Raw genomic sequence first — 24,223 nt, 5'->3', positions numbered from 1 at the left:
AATACTACTCCTGTTACTTGGAATAAGTTAGAAGTAATTTTGATACCAAAATCAACATCGTTTACGTTGGTATTGATACTTGAAACTACTCTTTCTCCTGGTGTGGTTAATGTTCCATTTGAAGGAACTGTTGGTACAATAATTACGTTTCTTAAGTTAACATTTGTAAATTCATATACACCTGTAGCAGAAGTCATAATTGTACTTATTGCTGTATCAGCCGTATCAATGATTCCATTAGCGTTAGCATCGTTGTATAAAGTAACTCCGATTCCGCTAAGTCTTGATTCATTTGTATCTTTAATTTGGTCAGAATCAGCATCATCCCAAACAACACCTCTAATGTTATATAAGATAATTAGTGTTCTTCTGATTCCAAAGTTAACATTGTTTGTAGTTACTCCTGAGCTTAATGGAACATTTACTTGAGTTGTTGCTAAGTATTGAAACTGAGCAGTGTTTGCTGGAACTACCACTTGTACAATAACAAATACGTCTGTTACTCCTGCAAATTGGTAATTTCCGTTTCTATCAGAAGTTGTTGTTCCTAATAAAGGCTCTCCTCTGTCAACTCTACCGTTTTGGTTCGTATCAGCATATAAACGTACTTCTATTCCTATTAATCCAGCATCACTATCATTAATACCGTTTCCGTTTTCATCGTTAAATACATTTCCTGAAACGCTGTATGAATTGCTTTCTCTGTTGATACCAAAGTTAACATTTGTTACATTGTTAATTGTAGAGCTTGTTACTCTACTGTCTGTTGTTGTTAATGTATATCTGAAATCTGTTGTATTTGATGGTACTGTTACTACTACTAATGTATTTCTTGTAGTAACATTTGAGAAACTATACGTTCCATCTGCAGCAGTAGTAATAGTTGAAAGTATTGTATCACCAGCTCCTACACGTCCGTTGTTATCGTTGTCAGCATATAACGTTAACGTAACATTTTCTAATCTTCCAGCTTCTGCAGCATCAATAACACCATTGGCATTATCGTCATCATACACAGTTCCAGAAATGTTGTAGTTGATTACTTCTTCTTGGTTGATTCCAAAGTTTACTCCTGTAATATCAGTTATTAATGAGCTTGTTACTACTTCTGCGGATGTTGTTAATACATATGTATAAGTTCCTGTGTTTGTAGGTACAGTTACCGTTACTAACGTATTTTCAACAGTTACTGCTGAGAAACCATAGATCCCGTCTCTATCCGTAGTTGTTGTACCAATTACAGTATCACCAGCTCCTACACGTCCATTGTTATCGTTGTCAGCATATAGCGTTAACGTAACGTTTTCTAATCTTCCAGTTTCTGAAGCATCAATTACTCCGTTCGCATTGTTATCATCATATACAACACCAGAAATGTTATAATTGATTACCTGCTCTTCGTTGATTCCAAAATCAACTCCAGTAACATCCGTAATTAATGAACTAGTAATTATTTCTGCTGAAGTAGTCAATACATATGTGAAAGACGCTGTGTTTGTAGGTACTGTTACCGTTACTAACGTATTTTCAACAGTTACGTTTGCAAAGCTGTACGTTCCGTCTACTGCAGAAGTTGCAGTTCCAATCACTGTATCTCCAGCGCCTACACGTCCATTGTTATCGTTGTCAGCATATAGCGTTAACGTAATATTTTGTAATACTCCTTCTCCTGCATCCTGAGAACCATTAGCATTGTTATCATCATATACAGTTCCTGAAATTGAGTAATCAATTATTTGAACTTGGTTGATTCCGAAGTTTACTCCTGTTACGTTTGCAGTTGTTGAACTTGTATTGATTTCTCCTGCTGTAGTTAGCGTGTATGTAAAGTCTCCTGTGTTTGATGGTACTGTTACGGCTACTACTGTGTTTTGAACTGTTACGTTTGCAAAACTATATGTTCCATCAGTAGCTGATGTGGTTGTTGCGATTGCACTTTCTCCAGCGTCTACTGCTCCGTTTCCGTTTGCATCTGCATATAACGTTACTGTTACCGAAGCTAAGTTTGCTTCTCCTGCATCTTGTGCACCACTAGCATCATCATCATCATATACAGTTCCTGAAATTGAGTAGTCAATTACCTGCTCTTTGTTGATACCGAATTTAATTCCTGTAACATCGTCTGTTGCTCCAGTTACTGCAATTACTTCAGCAGTAGTTAATGTATAAGTAAAGTTGCTATCATTAGAAGGCACTGTAACTTTTACTAGCGTCTTAGCTACTTGTACATCATTAAATGTATAGTGTCCGTTTGCATTAGTATTTTGTGATTCGATAGAAGTATCACCTGCATCTAATATTCCATTTTCGTTAGTATCAGCATATAATGTTACTTGAACTCCTGCTAATTTTACTTCTCCTAGACCACCATTATAGTTTCCATTTTCATTATCATCATCAAAAACAAATCCTTTGATTTTGTATGATACTGGAGGTGTTAAGTTTACATAGTCAGAAGCATCCGTGATTCTTCCAACATCTTGAGGATCTAATCCTGTAATTTCGTTTAATGAACCTAATTGAATGCTATCATACGTACGTAAATTAGAAGGCGCAGTATACAATTGTACGAAACTTTTTGTTGTACAAGTTGTGTGAGGACATCCATTGTAGTAGGTTGTACTACATTGTCTTTTGTTCTTCAATAATTGAAGGTTGCTGTGCTTATCTTTTGCCATTTGTGCATATACATCTTCATTATTTGCCCAATCGTAACGATTCGTATTGAAGTTGTATGCTTGTACTTGATATGAAGTAGCTGCGTACAATTGTCCGTTATCATCAACTACGATATCACCTAGTTCTCCTCTGTATAAGAAGCTTGAATATCCCCAAGGATCATATACTGGTCTACCATTAGCTACAGAAGTTGTTTGTCCGCTTGCATCTGATAATCCATTAAAAGAAATTTCAAGTAAGTACATATTGTTATTGTATGTACTATTGTAATAGTTGTAAGTATATGTTTCTGCTTGAGCAGTCTCTCCTCTTTGTTGTAAAGCACTATCGTTAGAAGCGTCTGTTGCAGGCAAGTCTTCTTCAGGAAGATAATCACTTACATTGTCATTTATTTGATTTGCTTCTTCAGCTTCAATAATAACAAAATCTGCAGGTGTTTCACCGTTTCCAGTTCTTCCTCCATTATCTACTACATCTTCTTCAGTTGCAGAAGAATTTCTAGTGATTGGTCCGTTTGTAAACATTGTAGAAGGCACTGTTCCTGCCGTTCTAGTGTTGTTTGACAATTCGTCTTTTGGATTTGCATTTGTTGAAACTCTACCGCCTCTGTAGTAGTAGCAGTTTACTGGATATTCCATTGCGAAATACAATTTCCCATTGTAGAAAGTTGCTCCACCAGAAGCTAATCCTCTAGAAGAGTACGCATGACCTGTACTTGTAAAAAAGTTTCTTACTGATCCGAAGTTTTTGTGTGTATTTGTATACACGTTGTACCCATAAATAGTCCAGTTGTAACTAGAAATGTGGTTAGACACGTAAAAAATCCAACCTGTTGCATTGTCACTAGCAATTGAGTTGATTTCATCTACATAAGGTGAAGTTGCCAGTAACGTTGCTTGGTACGTGTTCATATCGAGAGCGTAAATTCTTTTCCCAGCAGAAATGATAATTGAGTTATCACTTGTGGTCATGATTTCATTCTCGATAATGTTCTCGCTATTGGGCATTGAATTAGCGAAAACATTGGTTAGTCCTAACATGATACTTAGAACTAAAAGAGTAATTTTAGTCTTCATTGATTTGTTGTTTAGTTAACTATTATATATACCGTAGCATATAAAAATAGATTGTATTCAAAATAAGTTTGGGGTGAGCGGCTTAATTCTCGAACACAAAAATATTTGTAATTCTTCGAAAAAACTGACGAGCCGTTTTCTTTTAGATAAAACGTCATAAAATTCGAGAAAAAGTAATATTTGTAGTACTTGTATTACTTATTTGTAAGTAAAAACAGTATTGATTTTACGGTTTAGAAAAGAATTACTCGTAGAGGTAGAAACAAAAACTAACAATCATTAGCAAAAAGAGTAAGGCATCGCTTATCCTTTTATTTTCAATATTTTGGAGCAAATTGGCAGTGGAAATTGACAAAGGAAAAAGTAGTAAAATTTCAGTCATCAATAGCAAATCTTGAGAAAATATTACGTACATAATTCCTATAAAAAACAGCGAATTAGATAGTAAAAAAGCTAATTTTTTTTGAGAAGAAAACGTTTTGTATTTTACTAAAAATACTACAAAACTTATTGAGAAAAGAGCAAGTATGATTAAATGTAAAAAAATTCTTTTAGTGTCTGTCGTCGAATAGTTCAAATTAAGCTTCCAAGTAAAAAGTTCATTTGTAAGAATGCTTTGATCTGTAAGAAATTGATAGCCCATATATAGGATAACTGCTCCTGCATATACAACTATAGGTATGAACCAATTTCTGTAGTCATTAGAAACATATAAAATGATTCCTAAATAGATAATAATAAAATATATCACTACCCATGAATCAAAAAGCATTGCCACACTGATATACAAGGAAGCATCGAAAAGCTTTTGCTTTATGTTATTTAACGTACGCAAACTAACAATTCGCCTAAAGGCGAGCAATATCAATATGTAGATAGCGACAATTTTTATGTTTGAATATATAGAAGGAAACCACCCTAAGAATAATGTAGTTAGCAAAAGCACATAGTCATTCTTTTCTGTGAGGTTGTTCTTTTTTACAATAAAATCAACCATAAATAGAGAAAATATAAGCAGAATTAGCACCGGAATTTCTCCTGTAAGCATATTTGCATCAATCTCCTTTTCTACTGAAAACAAGTGAATTACAAAGTATCCTACTACAATTGCAATACAAAAGAGGAAATTTATTGGTTTTGATTTGCCGAAAATGCTTGTTATCATTTATAGGTTTTTATACTTTTGCAAAGTAAATATAATATGATTTATCGATGAAAAACTTATTTGAAGGAATTGCTTACTTGTTCGAAGAAATTTTATTTCTTCCTCTTGATGCATTACGCGAACTTGAATTAGAAAGCTGGACTGCCGCAAATATCATCAATTGGATCTTTATGATCATTGCAGCAGTAGCTATGGTATATTGGGTTTTGCAGTTGAAAAAATTCAACGACAACAACGAAGAGAACAAAGACGTTACGGCACATTCATACTTATAATTTTATAAGTCGAAGCCAATATCTTTTCTATAATACATCTTATCAAAATGTAACTTTTGTATGTTTTGATAAGATTTTTTTATGGCCTCTTCGTACGAATTTGCATAAGAAGTAACCGCAATTACTCTTCCTCCATTGGTTACTACTTTCTCATTATCAAGTTTGGTTCCTGCATGAAATACCAAGGAATCTTCAATATTTTCTATCCCTGTAATTTCTTTTCCTTTTTCGTATGCTTCTGGATATCCGCCAGAAACTACCATAATTGTTGTAGCCGCTTCTTTCTTGATTTGCAGATCTATTTTATTTAGTGTTTGGTTTCCAACAGCTTCAAAAATTTCCACAAGATCGTTTTCCAAACGCGGAATCACAACTTCAGTCTCAGGATCGCCCATTCGCACATTATACTCAATTACATAGGGATCATTCCCTACTTTAATTAAACCAATAAATACGAATCCTTTGTATGGTAAATCATCTTTCTGAAAACCGTCAATCGTAGGTTTGATGATGCGTGTTTCTATCTTTTCCATGAATTCCGTATCTACAAACGGCACAGGAGAAACCGCGCCCATTCCGCCTGTATTTAAGCCTGTATCGCCTTCGCCAATACGTTTATAATCTTTCGCCGTTGGAAGTGTTATATAGTTTTTCCCATCAGTTAGCACAAAACAGCTTAATTCTATTCCGTCTAGAAATTCTTCAATGACAACTTTTGTGCTTGCCTCTCCAAATTTAGCCTCCACGAGCATTTCTCGTAAAGCATCTTGAGCTTCTTTTAACTCATTAATGATTAATACTCCTTTTCCTGCCGCCAAACCATCTGCTTTGAGAACATATGGCGGTTTCAACGTAGTTAAAAAATCGCATCCCGCTTCTACGGTTTCTTTTGTAAAACTCTGGTAAGCTGCTGTAGGAATGTCATGACGCATCATGAACTCCTTAGCAAATTCCTTACTTCCTTCTAATGCTGCTGCTTGTTGCTGCGGACCAATTACATGAATTCCTTGCAGTTTTTCGTTGCTCAAAAAGTAATCATGAATTCCCTTTACTAGCGGATCTTCTGGACCTACTACAACTATATCAATTGAATTTTCTAATGAAAACGCACCAATTGCCTCAAAATCATTTACATTGATTGCAACATTTTCTGCAATTCTTGCGGTTCCTGCATTTCCTGGTGCTACAAAAAGTTTAGTGATTCGTGAGCTTTGTGCTAATTTCCAAGTAAGTGTATGTTCTCTTCCTCCTGATCCTAAAACAAGAATGTTCATAGTTGTGTTGTTTGTCGTGGTTTTATAAAGAAATGTTCTATTAAAAATCGAATTAGGTATATAATCGATTTGAAAGTGCCAAAGTTAAGAGCCTTTCTGTAAATAGCATAGTTGTATTTTAATAAATTTAGTTTATTGGATGAAATTGAATTTTGACGCACACGATATATTGCCAAAGCTTCTGGTATGCTATAGGCAAACGGAACTTTTTGAGTTAACTGCAACCACAAAGCCCAGTCTTGTCGTTTTCGAATGTTGGGCATGTATACTTTGCCTAGTTTTTCGGCGTCATAAATTCCTGTTAGATTACCAATGTAATTACTTTTCAGCATTTTAGTGTAATCCACTTTGGGCAATGCTTTGATTATTTTTTGCAATGAGTTTCCCGCTTCATCCATCAATTCATAGCTTGAAAAACTAATCGCAACTTTTTTTTCTTGCATAAATGCAATTTGCTTAGAGAGCTTTTCAGGCTTCCAAAGATCATCTGCATCCAAAAAGGCTATATATTTCCCTGAAGCTTTTTTAATGGCCGTATTTCGTGCAATGGCAGCTCCTAAGTTAGTTTCTAGAACATGAACTTTTATACGATTGTCTAACGTCGCATATTTTTTGAGAATTTCTACAGTAGTATCTGAAGAAGCATCATCAACCAAAATAAGTTCCCAATGAGAATACGTCTGGGCAATAACCGAGTTAATCGTATCAGAAACAAAGTGTGCTGAGTTGTAAGTTGGCGTAATGATTGAAACTAATGGATTGCTCATTTTAGTACGCTTTTTCTTCTCCTTTGACAATATTTAAGATTGTTTCAAAGATAATTTTGATATCTAAGAATAATGACCAGTTTTCAATGTAAAATATATCATATTTGATTCGATTGATGATATCTTCGTCATTTTTTATTTCTCCACGATAGCCTTTTACTTGCGCTAATCCAGAAATTCCAGGTTTTACACTATGACGAAAGACAAAGTTGTATTTATCAATCTTCTTTGCATATTCTTTTGTATATGGAATCATATGAGGTCTAGGTCCTACGACAGACATATCACCTTTTAATACATTAAAAAATTGTGGTAATTCGTCAATACTGGTTTTTCGAATAAATCGTCCTATTTTAGTTACACGCGAATCTTGTTCGGTTACATGATCATAATCAACATCATTGTTATGTACTAACGAACGAAACTTATAGCACGTAAACTCTTTGTAGTTTAACCCGTTTCGGGTATGCTTATAAAATACGGGGCCTTTGGACTCTAATTTGATTAATATTGCCATTAAAGGAATAAACCACGATAAGAAGAAAACAATAATAAACAAAGAAAATACAATGTCAAATGCCCGTTTTATAAAACGATTCAAGTTGTTGTTTAACGCTACTTCTTGAATAGAAAGAACTGGCAAGTAATTGTAATAATCTGTTTTAAGTCGTTTCGTGATTAGTTTTTTAGTATTTGGAATAAATTTTATATTGATCATGTTCATACTGGCATATTTCACATAATCATTCACGTGTTTTTCTGCAACTTCATCAATTGCACAGTAAATTTCATCTATTCCTTGCTCTTTTTCTATAAAACGAAAGCTATCTTCAATAGTTCCTGCTGCGTCTGAACCATTTCTATCACTAAAAACGCCTAGTAATTTATACCCAAGTTCTTTATTGTTTCGAAATAAACGTTCCAACTCTTGAGCACCCGCACTACTTCCTATAATGATAACACGACGAATGTTGCCATCTAAAACAGAACGGTACTTTTTGAGTGCATAATATCCAATGATTTTACCCAAGCCAATAATTCCAAAACTTAGCATCAAATATTGAAAGGTTACAAATGCTTGTACATTGATACTTCTAAAGATTCCAATGAACGCATACATGATAAGTGTATACGCCAACAACTGCTTGATTAATAAGGATAAAATATGCGGAACCGACGTGAATCGGTAAACATTGTAAAATTTTAGGTAAAAAGAAGATAACGGCCAGAAAATTATTGTATAAATGATAAACAGCAAGTGTTTGTTGTTCCAAAAAGAATTTTCAAAAAAGTAAAGATCTTGATCGTTAAAGTCAAAAAAGAAAAACACCAAAATATTGATAACACAGAGATCGAACACCACAAAAAAGGGTCGCAATAGCCATGAATATCTTCCTCTTATATGCATTTGTTACATTCTTGTATACGTTGAAAAATCTTTGTGTTCTTTTTTAAATAGTTCTTTTTCTGGTAAGGATTTAAAATATTCGTACGTTTTTTTCATGCCTTCACTTCGGTGTACTTTTGGTTCCCAATCGAGAATTTCTTTGGCTTTACGAATATCTGGTTTGCGTTGTAGAGGATCATCAACTGGTAATTCTTTGTAAATTATTTTTTGTGAAGTCCCGGTCAGTTTAATGATTTCTTCTGCAAAATCTTTAATAGTTATCTCATGCGGATTTCCAATATTGATTGGTTCCACATAATCACTCATTAATACTCTAAAAATTCCTTCTACTTGATCTGTAATATAACAAAATGAGCGTGTTTGCATTCCGTCACCAAATACTGTCAAGTCTTCCCCACGAAGTGCTTGCCCTATAAATGCTGGAATTACACGACCATCATTCAATCGCATGCGCGGACCATAGGTGTTAAATATACGTACAATACGTGTTTCTAATCCGTGAAAACGATGATACGCCATCGTAATAGATTCTTGAAAACGTTTGGCTTCATCATATACTCCACGTGGCCCGATTGCGTTCACATTTCCGTAGTATTCCTCATGTTGTGGATGCACTAATGGGTCACCATAGACTTCAGATGTTGACGCAATTAAAATTCGTGATTTTTTTTCTTTAGCTAATCCTAGCAAATTGTGCGTTCCGAGCGAACCCACTTTGAGTGTTTGAATCGGTATTTTGAGATAGTCAATAGGGCTTGCGGGTGATGCAAAGTGTAATATATAATCTAGTTTTCCCGGAACGTGTACAAATTTTGTAACATCGTGATGGTAAAACTGAAATTCTTTTAAGTGAAATAAATGTTCAATGTTACGAATATCTCCTGTAATGAGATTATCCATTCCAATAACGTGATATCCTTCGTTGATAAAACGATCACATAAGTGTGAACCTATGAATCCTGCGGCTCCCGTAATTAGAATTCGTTTCATTTTGTGGGTTGTTTTTAGAATTATATCACCTCTTTACGTCCAATAGAAAAATAGGTAAATCCTTCTTTTTCCATTTCTGCAACATCATATAAGTTCCTACCGTCAAAGATGATTGGCTGGCGTAGGTTTTCGTTTAGTTTTTGGAAGTTTGGCGTTCTGAAAATGCTCCATTCTGTACAAATAATCAAAGCATCAGCGTTTTCAGTTGCGTTATACATGCTTTCTGCATAGCTTATTGTATCTCCAAGTTTTCGTTTAACATTATCCATGGCTTCAGGATCAAATACTTGAAGTGCAGCTCCTCTAGCTAGCAATTCATCCATAATGTATAAAGATGGTGCTTCACGAATATCGTCTGTTTCAGGCTTAAAAGACAATCCCCAAATCGCAATTGTTTTTCCTGATAAATCATCACCAAGATGATTCACTACTTTTGGAATTAATGCAGTTTTTTGTTTATTATTCACATTGATTACTGCATCTAAGATTTGAAAGTGATAATGATGGTCTTTTCCTGATTTGTGTAACGCTTTTACATCTTTAGGAAAGCAGGATCCTCCATATCCTATTCCTGGAAATAAGAAACGTTTTCCAATGCGAGAGTCCGTTCCCATTCCGATACGCACTTTATCTACATCTGCACCTACTTTTTCACAAAAGTTCGCAATCTCATTCATAAACGTAATTTTAGCAGCTAAGAACGAGTTTGAAGCGTATTTCGTTAGTTCTGCAGATTTTTCATCCATGATTAATATTGGATTCCCTGAGCGAACAAATGGTTTGTACAATCGTTCCATTAATTGGGTTGCTTTTTCTGAGCTTGAGCCAATTACTATTCGTTCTGGTTTTAAGAAATCATCTACTGCGAATCCCTCACGTAAGAACTCAGGATTGGATACTACATCAAAATCTACTTTTGCATGTTTTGCAATAACTTCTGTTACTTTTTCTGCTGTTCCTACAGGTACTGTACTTTTATCGACAATGACTTTATATTCAGTCATTATTTTTCCTATGTTTTCAGCGACTCCTAATACATACGATAAATCTGCCGAACCATCTTCATCTTCAGGAGTTGGTAGTGCTAGAAAAATTATTTGTCCATGCGTCAAACCTTCTTCCAAAGAAGTAGTAAATTTTAAGCGTTCTGCTTTTATATTTCTTTCAAAAAGTACGTCTAAATGTGGTTCATAAATAGGAACTTCACCATTTTGCATTCGTTCCACTTTATGCTTGTCAATATCTACACAAAGTACATCATTTCCTGTTTCAGCTAGACACGTTCCTGTGACTAATCCTACATATCCTGTTCCGACAACAGTTATTTTCATGTGCTAATTTTTATTGCTTTTATTTGTCTTGTAATTTGACACTTGTATCTTTTTCTTTCTCTTTTTTGTCGAGTTCTTCATAGGAAGAATTCATACTCTTGTATTCAGGAACAATTGCTTTCATTCGTTTTACAACGGCTACTTTGTCAAACTGTGCGGCAGATTCTATCAGTTCTTTGATATTATTATTTACTTCATCGTAGTCGTACATTTCTGCACGAGCAATCATAATTTTTTCATTATAAGTTGGCAGCGTCGTCGATTTATCATTTAGCAATTCTTCGTATAGTTTTTCTCCTGGACGTAATCCAATGATTTTGATTTCAATATCTTTATTAGGAACAAAACCGGCTAATTTGATAATTTTTTTAGCAAGGTCTATAATTTTTACAGCTTCTCCCATATCAAATATATAAATCTCTCCTCCGTGTCCCATAGCTCCAGCTTCCAATACTAATTGACACGCTTCAGGAATGGTCATGAAATATCTGATAATATCAGGATGTGTAATTGTAAGTGGTCCACCTTCTGCCAATTGGCGTCTAAATAGGGGAACTACAGATCCGTTTGAACCCAATACATTTCCAAAACGTGTAGTAACGTAATTTGTTACATAACGATTGTCTTTTTTGAAGGCTTCTTGTAATGTTTGCACATAAATTTCTGCGATTCGCTTAGAAGCTCCCATTACATTACTTGGGTTTACTGCTTTATCTGTAGAGACTAACACAAATTTGTCAGCTTTATGCTTTAGAGCAACATCTGCTACATTTTTAGTTCCCATCACGTTTACAAAAATAGCCTGAGACGGATTGTCTTCCATTAGTGGTACGTGTTTGTAAGCTGCTGCATGGTATACTACTTGCGGTTTGTATATCTCAAATATATTGTCAAGTTTTTCTTTGTAGCGAACATCTGCAACGACAGCCTCAAAATCTAAATCGGGAAAATTCGATTTTATCTCCATTTGTATTTGATACAATGGTGTTTCTGCTTGATCGAGAATAATTAGTTTTTCAGGCTTATAGTTTGCTACTTGACGTGCTATTTCACTTCCTATTGAACCAGCGCCTCCAGTAACTAGAATTCTTCTTTTGTAAAGTTCTTTGGCAATTAATTTGTTATTAAGTACTATAGGTTCTCTTTCGAGAAGATCTTCAATTTGAACATTTTGTATTTGCTTCGCTAGATTTACATTTTCCTTGTCTTCCATATCGGAAACAATTGGTGCGCGAAATACTTTAAAGTTATGCTCTAAGCAATCATCAACAATTTTTATACGTTCTTCTTGTGTAATGGATTGATCGGCTAAAATGATTGCGTTTGCTCCATAGGCGCGCAAAATAACCGAGATTTTCCGCTTTAGATGAATAATAGGAAGCCCTAAAATTTCTTTACTTTGATTTTTACCTTTTTTATCAATAAAACCAATAAGCTTGTAACGCGTAGGTCGCTCAACTTTGAGTGCATTAGAAATTGCAATTGCATTGGAATCAATTCCGTAAATCATTACTGTAATTTGATCGTCTTTTGCCGCATTATCAAAATAAGCTTCAAAGACTTGTTTTACCAAAACACGAAATAGCAATAATGCAGAAAATGACATGGCAAAATAGATGAACAGTCCTGGAATTAAAAATAGATTGTTCCCTCTAAAGATTAAGTGTGAATAGTTGACCACTAATAGAGTAATCAAAGTTGCTAATGACGCTAAAAAGAATTTAACAGCATCAACAAAAGTTGAGTGACGAATTAAACCTGCGTAGGTTCTAAAAAATATAAAAAATAATAAATTGGTAATTAAGATTAAGCCTGCACTTGGAGACAATCCAAAAATTGATTGAGAAGATATACTCAAATCACTAATATTGATATTGTCAATAATAACACTGGTTAAGATCCAAGCGACAAAACAAATAAACATATCGAAACATAGGATAAGCCATCTAGGTAAATAGCCTATATTTTTAAAATCAATACGCTTTTTACTCGATTTTAAAACTTGTTTTATTGCTTCTTTTATGTTTCTTGAATTCAGTATCTTCATCTCTCACAAAACAAATTCGTTGTTTACAAGCACAAATTACTTAATTTATTTGTTTCTATGCTAGAAAAGCAGCTATAACTTGTGTAATACGTTCTTTTTCCTGTCTTGTTAAATTTGATCCTGAAGGCAAACAAAGTCCGTTATTGAACAAATTTTCACTTACATTCGTTCCGTAGAATGGATATTTTTCAAAAATGGGTTGTAAGTGCATTGGTTTCCATAGTGGTCTGGATTCTATGTTTTTTTCCCATAAGGCTAAACGCAAATCTTCTCGTGTAAAGTTTGCTTTTTCTTCATCAATAGTGATACAGCTTAACCAATGGTTGGAGAAATAATCATTTGTTGGTTCTTCAAAAACTGTTACACCTTCTACATGTTTAAAGATGTTTTTGTAGAATAGGTTCATTTCTCTACGAAGTGCTATGTGTGCCTCTAGCACTTCCATTTGTCCTCTACCAATTCCTGCTACAATATTACTCATTCGGTAGTTATACCCAATTTCAGAGTGTTGATAATGAGGAGCGTCATCTCTAGCTTGAGTTGCTAAAAAAACGGCTTTCTTTTTTGATGCTTCATCTTTACATACAATAGCGCCACCTCCAGATGTGGTAATGATTTTGTTTCCATTGAATGATAATGCGGCATATTCTCCAAAAGTACCGCAGTTTTGTCCTTTATAGGTTGAGCCTAAAGCTTCTGCAGCGTCTTCAATGAGTGCAATATCATATTGGTTGGCAATTGATACTATTTCGTCTATTTTGGCTGGCATCCCATATAAGTGTACTAGGATAATTGCTTTGGGTTTCTTTCCTTGTGCTATCCTATTTTTTATAGCTTCTTCTAAATGTATAGGACACATATTCCAAGTATCTGGCTCACTGTCAACAAAAACAGGCGTAGCTCCTTGATACAATATAGGATTTGCAGAAGCAGAGAAAGTCATACTTTGACAGATAACCTCATCATCTGCTTTTACTCCTGCTAGGATTAACCCCAAATGGATAGCTGCTGTTCCAGAAGCTAATGCGCCAACTTCTTTCTCGGTATTTAAAAATTGCTTTAAATCATTCTCAAAACCCGTAACATTAGGGCCTAGAGGAGCTATCCAATTCGTATCGAATGCTTCTTGAATGTATTTTAATTCGTTTCCGCCCATATGCGGAGATGAAAGCCAAATTCTTGAGTTCATTATTATTCGTTATTGTACTTTTTTATTTTCCCTGGATTCCCAACGACCACTGCATAATCTGGAACATCTTTGATAATAACAGCTCCAGCTCCAATTGTTGCCCATTTTCCAATAGTAACATTAGGAATAATTGTTGCGCCGGCTCCAATATGAGTACCTTCACCAATACGAACATTTCCTGTTATTGTGGCATTTGGCGAAATGTGTACATAATTTTCTATATGACAATCATGTTCTATTATTGCAGCTGTATTTATGATTACATGTTTCCCTATGTTTGCATCTGCATTAATGATTGCTCCACCTAGAACTACCGTTCCTTCACCAATTATTGCAGATTGAGAAACTACAGCTTTTTGATGAATAAGTGTTGCAAATTCATTTTCAATCCTAGTACTGATTGCTTTCCGTATTTTATTATTGCCGATGCTTATCAAAATTTTACAGTGGGCATAATTTTTTATTTTTTCCGAAATAACAACTGGAATGTCGTGAATAAAATTGCTTTTAGGATTGTCATCTATAAAAGCTTTTACTTCTACATTTATCGTGGTAGCAACATCTTTAACTACTTTCCCATGTCCACTTGCACCAAATAAACAAATTTCACTCATTTTTTGATCGTTTTCCAGTTATTACTGTAGCGATTGTTTTTATAATTATTCTTAAATCTACTAAAAAACTTCTATTGTTGTAATATTGTAAATTCATTTTGACTTTGTCTGGATAAATTACAATATCATTATATTCTTTCGGATTTTTTTTGCCTGCTAATATTTCTTCTTCATTTATATATTTGAGTGCTGCTAGCGAAGTAATTCCTGGCTTCAATTTTAGCAATTCTCTTTCTTCTCCTTCAAGTTGATCATAGTATCCTGGCAAATCAGGCCGCGGCCCCACAAAACTCATCTCTCCAATAAGGATATTCCAAAGCTGTGGAAACTCATCAAGTTTGGTTTTTCTCATGAAAGCACCCCATTTTGATTTTTTTCTCCTATCTGGATATAATGTTTTGAACTTATACATGGTAAATCGCTTTCCATATTGACCAATTCTTGTTTGCAAAAATAGTCCATTAGATTGTAATATGATTGATGTGATAAGCCAAATAACGCACATTGGTAACAATAGTACAACTAGTAATGCAAACGAAAGAACTATGTCAAAAATACGTTTTGCTACCATTACCCAAGTTTTTTATTGTATTACTTTTTTATAACCCTTTCAACTATAAAGCTTTCTGCTCTTTTAACACCTACTGTAGCGCCTCTAAATTTTGCTAGTGCTTCAAAGGTTTCTACGGAACGTGTATGAGGAAACTCTTTAATTTGCGATTTAAAAAATTTCATGGCCTCTATTTTCTTTTCAAAAAATTCAGAAACATCATTGAATACATTAGGAATAAATGCTTTTTCTTGATACGGAGCCCATTCTGTTTCTGACAATGTTTCGTAACAGTATATTTCTTTTATGTTATAATTGCCTTGTGGTCTTGAAGCTACTAAACTTGCTCTGTAGACAGCTTTGTGATCTTGATGTAAATCTCCAGGATGCGGTACATACAGAACATTTGGTTGTATTTCATTAATAATTTGAGAAAGTGCTACTGATATCTTGTATTCTGGAAAGGCATTCAGTGCAGGTGCAGGAAAGTCTAGAAAGAATGTTTTACTCACGCCCAAATACTTGTGTGCTTGTAATGCTTCTTCACGAACTTTTGTAATTGCCTCTTCGTTGAATAATTCTGGAGCCCCAATATTAGCATTGGTTACTATGACAATATATACCTCATCTCCTTTGTTTATTGCTTTGGCAATTGTTGCTCCACAACCAATAATTTCATCATCTGCATGCGGTGCAACTACTAAGATTTTATTCTTCATTCTTCAATCTTTTTTTGATGTTATATATCTCGTCTTCAATGTTATACCCTAACTTATCGCCTACTTTAGGAAGTGTTTCAGAGATTGTTTCTAGATTATTGATCCATAATAGTCCTTTCCCGCATTGTATTAGGTATCCTTTTTCGGGACTTGTAAGTAACACACGTCCAACCACTCCTTGGATATTAATTGTATTTTCTATTTGAGATTTCCAAATAACAACTTTACTATCTTTAAAATAAGTATATGCTCCTGGATGCGGTGTTGAGCTAGCTTTGATTAGTCTATCCAGATAATCTGCAGAGTTGTTCCAATTAATCCAACCATCTTCCGGACCTCTTTTTCCGTACCAACTAGCTAGTGAATGATCTTGAGGCTCAGGATTCCAATTGCCCTTTTTTAGTTCAGGCAACCAAGCATCAAGTGCTTTGTGAATGTGTATCCCAATTTTTTCTTCTACCCTTCCTGCGTCATCATCTTCTTCTACTTCAAAGAGTGATTGAGAAAATATGGGTCCATCATCTGCGCCTTCGCCCATTAGAAAGAAACTTGCAGATCCCATTTTTTTCTCGAGTGTTATCCAAGCTATTGGAGCTCTTCCTCTACCTTCTGGTAATTTGGTAGGGTGAAACCCAATACAACCTAGCTTAGGCATTTGTAGCCAATCATCTTTAAGTAATTGGGAAAAGCCTACAGCAAAAATAATATCTGGTTTTTTTTCAAGTGCCCACTTGATATGAGTTTCTTCATTTATTCGCTTAAAACCCATATACTCTAAATTATGTTTTGAAGCGATTTCTTTTAGATTTGCCCAGCCAGAAACACGTGCTGTATTTTTAGGTTCATGACCCAATACGCCAGCTATTGAAAATCCATGCTCCACCAATTTTTCAATAGTGATCGCCGTAGTTTGTACCGCTCCAATTACAAGTATATTATACATTTGGTTTTTTTAAGAATTTTTCTTCTCCCATGAAAACAATAAGTACTGTTTTAAATAGGATTTGTATGTCTAATAGAAAGTTTAGGTTTTCTACATACTGCCGATCATATTTCCAACGTTCAGGCCACGTTAAATATATGTTTCCGTTGGTTTGTGCTAAGCCCGTTAATCCAGGTCGTACAAGAAGTCTTTTTTTTCCATCTTCATTAAATTCTTCTTGTAACGACGGCATGCATGGTCTCGGTCCAACAAATGACATATCTCCTTTTAAAATATTAAGGATTTGTGGCAATTCATCAATTTTTAATCGGCGTAATATGGCACCAACTTTTGTAACTTCAGCATTTCCTTTGAGAATTTCTTGTGTAGTTTCTCTCGGTTTGTCTGTCATTGTTCTAATTTTGAATACTTTGAAACATTTTCCTTGTTTTCCCAATCGTTCTTGAAAAAAGAAAAAACTTCCTTTTGAGTCTACTTTTACAGCAATGTAAATAATGATAAAGAGAGGAATTAGCATCAAACAAATAATAGCTGATACTAGAAAATCAAAAAATCTTTTTATAATCGTTTTGTACATATTTAAAGAATTGATTTGATTTTTTCTACGTAGGTTTTTGCTAATTTTTCTCTATCAAAATGCTCTTTAGCATACGAGTAACCACTAGCCCCCATTTTTTCAATTTCTGAAGCGCTTTTGCTCGCTAGCAACTTCACGCCTTCAACAATTGCATCTATATTTTCAGGTTCCACATAAACGCCGCATTGCGCCTCGTTAACTAACTCTCTTGAAACACCATCAATGGCTAACAATATAGGACGCTTGCATGACATATAATCAAACGTTTTGTTAGAGTAAATCGTTTTAAATGTATCTACTTTTTTCAATACAGATGCTCCAGCATCAGAAGCTAGAATATATTTGAATACTTCCTTTTTGGATACTGGATCTCTAAAAATTACATTTGTCAAATTTCTTTTTTGAGCTTCTTCTATAAGTGCCTCTTTACGCATTCCTGCACCAATGAGTTGAAAAACTACGTTGGTATCTGTGAGTTTTTCGGCAGCCTGTACTAATTGAATTAAATGATTGGCTACACCATGTGCACCAACATAAGTAATGACAAATTTATCTTGTAATCCAAGTTCTTTTTTAAAGCCAACTGCATCAAAGTTTGTTTGAATTTTTTCCGCCAAGGAGAAATCAGCAGCATTTGGAATAAAAATTACTTTTTCGGCAGGTACTTTTTTGTCGTTTATAAGTTTATCTCGAAATGCCGGGGTGAGTACATTGATTAGCTTTGCTCTTTTGTATATGAATTTTTCAAACCAATAAGCAAATTTGATCATAATTCCACTTTTCAAAACACCGGTGTCAATTGCTGATTCTGGCCATAAATCTCTGATTTCAAAAACAAATGGTAATCGTTTGAGTTTTGACAAAACATATGCTGTAATTCCAACAAATAATGGTGGAGAGGTTACTACAATAACATCATATTTTCCTTTCGTTTTGAACAATCCTGCGTAGATACTTGAAAAGACAAACGAAAAATATGCCCATAATCGCCCTAAAAAATTCACATTATAGCTCTCTGAAACGTGACATCGAACCACATCAACATTTTCATAGAATTGCTCATCTTTGTATGTAAACTTTCCTTTGTAGCGATCTGCTTTTTTTCCTGTTGCATAGTGCACCATTCCTGCAAGGACTGTTATTTCGTGACCTTGTTTTGCCCAAACTTGTGTCATTTCATTAAAGCGTGATCCGCCTCCATCTCCTTTTTCTAAGAAATATTGATGAATTAATAATATTCTCATCTATTGTTTGATACGTATTGTAGTGTTAAACACATTCTTTTCACTTGCAAATGTAAGTCTTATTGACTTTTCTTTTACACCATAATATCCAGAAAACCACTTTTCTTCAATGAGTGGCGTTATTGGTTGGTTGTTTTCATCCGTTGTTATAATCTCAACATCATGTTTATATTCTGGATGTACATGCCAATATTGATACATGGTGTAATTTCCCTTGTTTTGAATAATGTCGGTTATTTTCCAGTTATTTTCTCCTTGTTGCTTTTGTACTTTTCTTGTATGTTGTATGTTGTCTCCTAACTGTTTGAATGCATGTATAGTCCCTTCAAAGTTATAGGTGTGTGTTTCTTTTTGGAGAATTGCTTTTGCTTTTTTCACCCAATAGTACCATATAAACCGTCCTCCTTTTACCATTTGATCGGTCTTAGAAATACTAACTGTATTATGACCTTCACAACCATTAAAATAGCCTACTTCTTCTTTGGAAGTGTTGTATTTGTATGACCCGCTGTCTCTAAGATAATTGATTCCATTTGCCCAAATATCTAAGTGTAAATTGTCCGATTGAAAAGGCCTGTCTTTATAAGCTCCACATCGAATAAATGTTTTAACATTGTTATCCTGAAAGATATAATACCCACTTTTGTCGAACGAACTAATTTCTGGAATAGGCTTAGCCGTTTTCTGAATTGGTTGAATTCCGTACCAAAACGCACTTTTGGAATGATAATAAGTATATCCATAAAGTATGGCTCTCAAATCGTCCAATTGGGAGCGATATACTCTATAATCATCACTTGTCAACTTAAAAAATAATGCTCCATCATTAGAACCATAATTAGGCAATTGCCCTGAAATTGGATCCATACAAGCATCTAAAAAGTCAAGTGATTTTTGCGCGCGATTGTAAACGACTTCACTAAATTTTTCATTGTTGAGTTTTGCAAGTTGAATTCCCCATGTAAGCAATTGTACAGCGACTCTATGGTAGTTCATTGAAAATTGCAAAAATGTACCATCTTCATAGATTTGATATGCAATTTCTTGTTCAAACCATTTTTTTCCTTGGTTGCTCCATTTCTTTACATTTGGCATGAACGGGAAAAGTTTTGCCGAAAGGTATAACATCAAAGTTTCTGTAATGGCGTGATTGTTACGCACCGTTATTCTCGAAAAATGAATATTATGATATACATGATGCAATTGCCAGTAAATAGCATGCATTATTTTTTGAAATAAGCTGTCTGTCAAATTGGAAGAGTCTTTATAATAATACAGAGCAAATGTCCAATTCATAACGCGCAAACTGATTTCTTGGCTACATTTATAGTTTGGTCCTTGATTGATTGGATTGTTTTCTATAAAATCTTCAATTTCCTTAAAAACAAATTCCGATTGATCTTCTTCAAAATGAAAATCATATCGTATTATATCATATATAAATGAAAAACGCGCTTTTTCCCATACGTACTTAATGTCGCCCGCTTCTTTGGATAAGTCTTGAATTTCCGACCAATGTTTGTTGCTATTGTATCGGTATCCAGTTGAAGGATTAACTAGCCAGTTGTAGTCTTTCCCCAGCTTTATTTTGGTTTTATTAAAGAACGTAAAAATTCCTTTCTGAATATCTTCAAAGGTTTCTTTTAATGCTTCTTCTTTTTGCTTTGCTAAGTTTGGAATTTCTTTTCCATAAAAGAAAAACGGAGGTACGTTGTTTCTCCAACTTGCCAAAGTAATATACTCCGTTTTTTCAGGTTGTATAGGAAATGCCTTTTTTTGCCAACCAAGTTTTGTCTTGATGGTATAAAAGATGCGAAAAAAAAGATAGCGCATTCCCATATTGGAGATAAGGTTCGCTATCTTTTTTATTTTTTGAATCATGATGGTATTCTATTAGCTTGTAAAGCTTACTTTTATTCTACTTCAATCCATTTTCCTTCCTTCAAACTCTGAATGGCAGCAAAACTTGCTTTTGTTACATTGATTAATTCTTCATACGGAATTAAAGCAATATCTCCTTCTTTTATTTTGTTTACAATAGCTCCAAATTGTGCTTTATGACCTTTGTCTAGCTTTGTTTTTAGCTTTGAAAACCCTTTAACTCCATATCCTGTTGTTTTGATGAAGTTATTCATGATTAGTGTTTTTTCTTGCGAAAAGACTTCTAATCGTTCTTTTACATATGATTTAGAACCGTTTGCAAAATAGTTTACAACTCCTGTAGATCCATTTTCTAATTTTACTAGAATAGATGCATTGTCGGTATTTTCAGCAGGATTTTCTCCTAAAGCATTCATACAAACTGCTTTAATTTTACTTCCTGTTAAATATACGATAAGATCTAAGTAATGACATGCTTCTCCAATGATTCGTCCGCCGCCAACTTCCATGTCATGAACCCACACTTCTGGAGGAATAGCTCCAGCATTCATCGTTGCAATAATGTTCATTGGCGCATCACCTACCAACGATTTAATTTTTTGTGTATGTGGAGAAAAACGACGGTTAAAACCAATCATTAATGTTCCATTACTTTTTTGATAACTTGTTTCAATTGCTTTTAATTCTTCATGATTAAGTGCTAATGGCTTTTCTACAAATACATGTTTTCCTTTTTCTAAAGCCTTAATTACCATATTAGCATGTAAGTTATGACGAGTCGTAATCATGACTACATCCACTTCCTTATCGTCTAACACTAAATCATAGTCTGTTGTACTTTGTGCAATATTATGTTTTTTAGCCAATGCTGTTCCATTAACACCTCCCGAAGACACAATATGTTTAATTTGTGCATCAGAACCCTTAAGAGCAGGCAATAATGTCATTTTGGTAAAGTTTCCTGCTCCTACCAAACCAATAATACCTTTGCTAGGTTGTAGTTCTTTTTGATTGACTACAATTGTACTTTCAGGAATTGTTTCTTCACTATATTTTATAAGAGAAGCTATGGATTTTGAGTTTCCAATATCTCCATAAATTTTATCAAACTCTTCTAATGGAACTATTTCAGAAATCAAGCTCTTTACTTCTAATTTTCCGGAAGCAATGAGTTGTAAAACTGTTTCAAAATTTCGCTTCTCTGTCCAACGAACAAATGGTAAAGGATAATCAATTCCCTTAAATTCATAATCATCATCATAACGACCAGGACCGTACGAGCAAGACACTTGGAACGTAAGTTCTTTTTCATAAAATTCTGCTCTAGAAATGTCAAGTCCAATCACTCCTACAAGTGTTATTCGCCCTCGTTTTCTACTCATTTGTGCGGCTTGCGAGATGATTTGATTGTTTTTTGCAGAAGCTGTGATAACAACACCGTCTGCTCCTATTTGATTTGTGTTTTCTAGTACAAATTTTACAGGATCATTTCCTTTTAAAGGATTGAACGCTATAATCCCTTTTTGTTTAGCAATCTCAACTTTGTTATCGTCTAAGTCATATCCAATTACTTTACATCCATTTGCAACTAGCATTTCTGCAGTTAAGAGTCCTATAAGACCTAATCCAATTACAACAATTGTTTCCCCCATGGTTGGATTAACCAAACGTATTCCTTGTAATCCGATTGAGCCTATCACTGTAAAGGCAGCTTCATCATCGGAAATAGTATCTGGAATGTGTGCCACTAAATTTTGAGGCACAGAAACAAATTCTGCATGTTGTCCATTAGATGCTACTCTATCACCTACTTTAAAGTCGGTCACACCTTTACCAACAGCAATTACCTTTCCAACATTACAGTATCCTAATGGCAATGGTTGCTCTAGTTTATTAAAAACGGCTTCAAGAGTAGGCATTAGGCCTTCCGTTTTGATTTTATCAAGAACCATTTTTACTTTATCAGGTTGTTGTCTTGCTTTTTGGATTAATGATGCTTTACCAAATTCAACCAACATTCTTTCTGTTCCAAGAGAGACTAAACTTCTTGTTGTTTGTATGAGTACTTGTCCTGATTTTACTTTAGGAGCTGGCAAATCAGCTAATTCTGTAACTCCCGTTTTAAAAGACTGTAATATTTGTTTCACGAATGTATTGTATTTAGTTTTGTATTAGAACTTTTGAATTTGAATCGTATACTTATAAAAAAGTATATAATGAAAAATGGTATGAGGGATATAATGAATCTTGAGAAAAAGCCAAGAAATTCTGCATAATAAAATAATGTTGAGAACATAATGGCGATAAAAAAGGATGCCATTCTAACAATTATGTATCTTGATCTGTTTAACGACTGTAACATGAATCCTAATGAAACTGCGATGATAATTGGAAAAACAACCATTCCTACTATCCCATAGTTCATTTGTAGTTCTGTAAAAAACCCTGTGGTCAACGAAGAGTTTTTCTTTCCTCCTGCAACATAACTCCCAGGATCAATAAAGTTTTTTAATTTAGGTCCAGCACCTAAGGGTTTGTTAGCCCATAAACTTCGAGGAACAAAATTTGTAAATCCGGCAACATAGGTTTGTCCCCATAGATTTTCATAATCATTTTCCAAGAGCCACAATATATTTTCATGGTTTCCAAACGCTCCATTGAGCGATTTTACCGTTGAATATTTAAACTCTTTATGTCTTGAAGCATATATCGCATAACGTTCTTTACCAATGTTAAAGAATAATGTAAAAGCGAATATGAGCAACAAAAATATTGAGCCAATAATTTTCGCTTGTTTTTTATTTACTTTGGTATTTAACATTTTATTATTGATTAACCATGCGCCGCCAATAATCAATAACATTGTAAATATGGAGTTTCGATTACTATTTAGAATATAATATGTAGCACTTACACCTATCGAAACTATTGTAAAGAAAAGCGCTTTTCGTTTTAGTTTTTTTTGAGTTGCTAAGAAATAACAAAAGATAAAAATGAACACTGAAAGATACGACCAGTGTGCAAATAACATTTGGACTCCCTTCCCTTGTCCATAGCTTATTCGGTCGCGTAAGTATTCGGAAACTCCAACAGATAGAATTACAGATAAGTTTTTATATGAAAAATAGGCACCTACTAAAAACACCAAAATTGTCATATTGAGAATTCTGCTAAGCTCTTTGTTTCTTCCTTTTACATCTTTGAATACTTGATAGTAATCTAATTTGAATCGAGAAAAGAACAACATGTATACAAACTGTCCAATAACTACAAGTAGAATTGATAGTAAAATTGTAAAAGAATGATACTCCTCTTGATACCTATAATAATCTGCATTTAATTGCATTAAAGGCAGCAAAAGATGAATTACAGCAAAAAATAGTATTCCCAAAACCAACGGATTAGAGTATATCGCTCCAATACCCCTTTGGATAATAAAATAGGCTGTAAAACCTAATACTATAATTAATAATATGGCTAAAAGTACTATCACG

19 protein-coding genes are annotated in these 24,223 nt (G+C 34.2%); 1 reads left to right on the top strand and 18 read right to left on the bottom strand.

Annotated elements, in window-relative coordinates:
• Positions 1–3,755: SdrD B-like domain-containing protein (locus AA088_RS03285; RefSeq protein ID WP_156168378.1), on the bottom strand; the 3,755-nt coding region annotated here is incomplete at its 3' end.
• A gap of 244 nt (positions 3,756–3,999) precedes the next feature.
• On the bottom strand, positions 4,000–4,920 hold the full coding sequence (locus tag AA088_RS03280; protein WP_046743506.1) for a hypothetical protein: 921 nt from the start codon (positions 4,918–4,920) through the stop codon (positions 4,000–4,002).
• Positions 4,921–4,967: 47 nt separating this feature from the next.
• On the opposite strand from AA088_RS03280, the gene AA088_RS03275 reads away from it, so the two are divergent.
• On the top strand, positions 4,968–5,195 hold the full coding sequence (locus tag AA088_RS03275; protein ID WP_046743505.1) for a DUF6341 family protein: 228 nt from the start codon (positions 4,968–4,970) through the stop codon (positions 5,193–5,195).
• A 2-nt stretch (positions 5,196–5,197) separates the two neighbouring features.
• Here AA088_RS03275 and purD read toward each other — a convergent pair whose 3' ends face one another.
• From purD to AA088_RS03195, 16 genes are read right to left on the bottom strand one after another with little or no spacing between them, the layout of a single operon-like run.
• Positions 5,198–6,469, bottom strand: a complete 1,272-nt coding sequence (gene purD, locus AA088_RS03270; RefSeq protein WP_046743504.1) for a phosphoribosylamine--glycine ligase — start codon at positions 6,467–6,469, stop codon at positions 5,198–5,200.
• Positions 6,466–7,236, bottom strand: coding sequence for a glycosyltransferase family 2 protein (locus AA088_RS03265; RefSeq protein ID WP_046743503.1), 771 nt, complete (start codon positions 7,234–7,236; stop codon positions 6,466–6,468). Before AA088_RS03265 ends, purD begins: the two co-directional genes overlap by 4 nt.
• Position 7,237: 1 nt before the next feature.
• Entirely contained in the window at positions 7,238–8,644 is a 1,407-nt protein-coding gene (locus AA088_RS03260) for an undecaprenyl-phosphate glucose phosphotransferase (protein WP_046743502.1), read from the bottom strand.
• Positions 8,645–8,647: 3 nt separating this feature from the next.
• A complete protein-coding gene (locus AA088_RS03255; RefSeq protein ID WP_046743501.1) occupies positions 8,648–9,634 on the bottom strand; it encodes a UDP-glucuronic acid decarboxylase family protein in 987 nt (328 codons plus the stop codon).
• Between the two features lie 20 nt (positions 9,635–9,654).
• On the bottom strand, positions 9,655–10,965 hold the full coding sequence (locus tag AA088_RS03250; protein WP_046743500.1) for a UDP-glucose dehydrogenase family protein: 1,311 nt from the start codon (positions 10,963–10,965) through the stop codon (positions 9,655–9,657).
• A gap of 19 nt (positions 10,966–10,984) precedes the next feature.
• Positions 10,985–13,012, bottom strand: coding sequence for a nucleoside-diphosphate sugar epimerase/dehydratase (locus AA088_RS03245; RefSeq protein ID WP_052752767.1), 2,028 nt, complete (start codon positions 13,010–13,012; stop codon positions 10,985–10,987).
• Positions 13,013–13,067: 55 nt separating this feature from the next.
• Positions 13,068–14,201 (bottom strand): DegT/DnrJ/EryC1/StrS family aminotransferase, encoded by a 1,134-nt coding sequence (locus tag AA088_RS03240; protein WP_064972158.1) that lies wholly within the window; start codon positions 14,199–14,201, stop codon positions 13,068–13,070.
• Between the two features lie 2 nt (positions 14,202–14,203).
• On the bottom strand, positions 14,204–14,815 hold the full coding sequence (locus AA088_RS03235; protein ID WP_394332082.1) for an acetyltransferase: 612 nt from the start codon (positions 14,813–14,815) through the stop codon (positions 14,204–14,206).
• A complete protein-coding gene (locus AA088_RS03230) occupies positions 14,808–15,386 on the bottom strand; it encodes a sugar transferase (protein WP_046743498.1) in 579 nt (192 codons plus the stop codon). The genes AA088_RS03235 and AA088_RS03230 overlap by 8 nt, the downstream gene beginning before the upstream one ends.
• A gap of 20 nt (positions 15,387–15,406) precedes the next feature.
• A complete protein-coding gene (locus AA088_RS03225) occupies positions 15,407–16,084 on the bottom strand; it encodes a PIG-L deacetylase family protein (protein WP_046743497.1) in 678 nt (225 codons plus the stop codon).
• Positions 16,074–17,027: a methionyl-tRNA formyltransferase gene (locus AA088_RS03220; protein ID WP_052752766.1), complete on the bottom strand. Its 954-nt coding sequence runs from the start codon at positions 17,025–17,027 to the stop codon at positions 16,074–16,076. The genes AA088_RS03225 and AA088_RS03220 overlap by 11 nt, the downstream gene beginning before the upstream one ends.
• Positions 17,020–17,604, bottom strand: coding sequence for a sugar transferase (locus tag AA088_RS03215; protein WP_046743496.1), 585 nt, complete (start codon positions 17,602–17,604; stop codon positions 17,020–17,022). The genes AA088_RS03220 and AA088_RS03215 overlap by 8 nt, the downstream gene beginning before the upstream one ends.
• Positions 17,605–17,606: 2 nt before the next feature.
• Positions 17,607–18,848, bottom strand: coding sequence for a glycosyltransferase family 4 protein (locus AA088_RS03210; protein WP_046743495.1), 1,242 nt, complete (start codon positions 18,846–18,848; stop codon positions 17,607–17,609).
• Entirely contained in the window at positions 18,849–20,729 is a 1,881-nt protein-coding gene (locus AA088_RS03205) for an alginate lyase family protein (RefSeq protein WP_046743494.1), read from the bottom strand.
• Positions 20,730–20,761: 32 nt separating this feature from the next.
• Positions 20,762–22,876 (bottom strand): bi-domain-containing oxidoreductase, encoded by a 2,115-nt coding sequence (locus AA088_RS03200; RefSeq protein ID WP_046743493.1) that lies wholly within the window; start codon positions 22,874–22,876, stop codon positions 20,762–20,764.
• Positions 22,873–24,222: an O-antigen polymerase gene (locus AA088_RS03195; protein ID WP_082106531.1), complete on the bottom strand. Its 1,350-nt coding sequence runs from the start codon at positions 24,220–24,222 to the stop codon at positions 22,873–22,875. The genes AA088_RS03200 and AA088_RS03195 overlap by 4 nt, the downstream gene beginning before the upstream one ends.
• Between the last annotated feature and the right edge of the window lies 1 nt (position 24,223).

Origin of the sequence: Kordia zhangzhouensis (assembly GCF_001005305.1) — a bacterium.
Taxonomy (GTDB): domain Bacteria; phylum Bacteroidota; class Bacteroidia; order Flavobacteriales; family Flavobacteriaceae; genus Kordia; species Kordia zhangzhouensis.
This window is presented reverse-complemented; position numbering and strand designations above follow the sequence as displayed.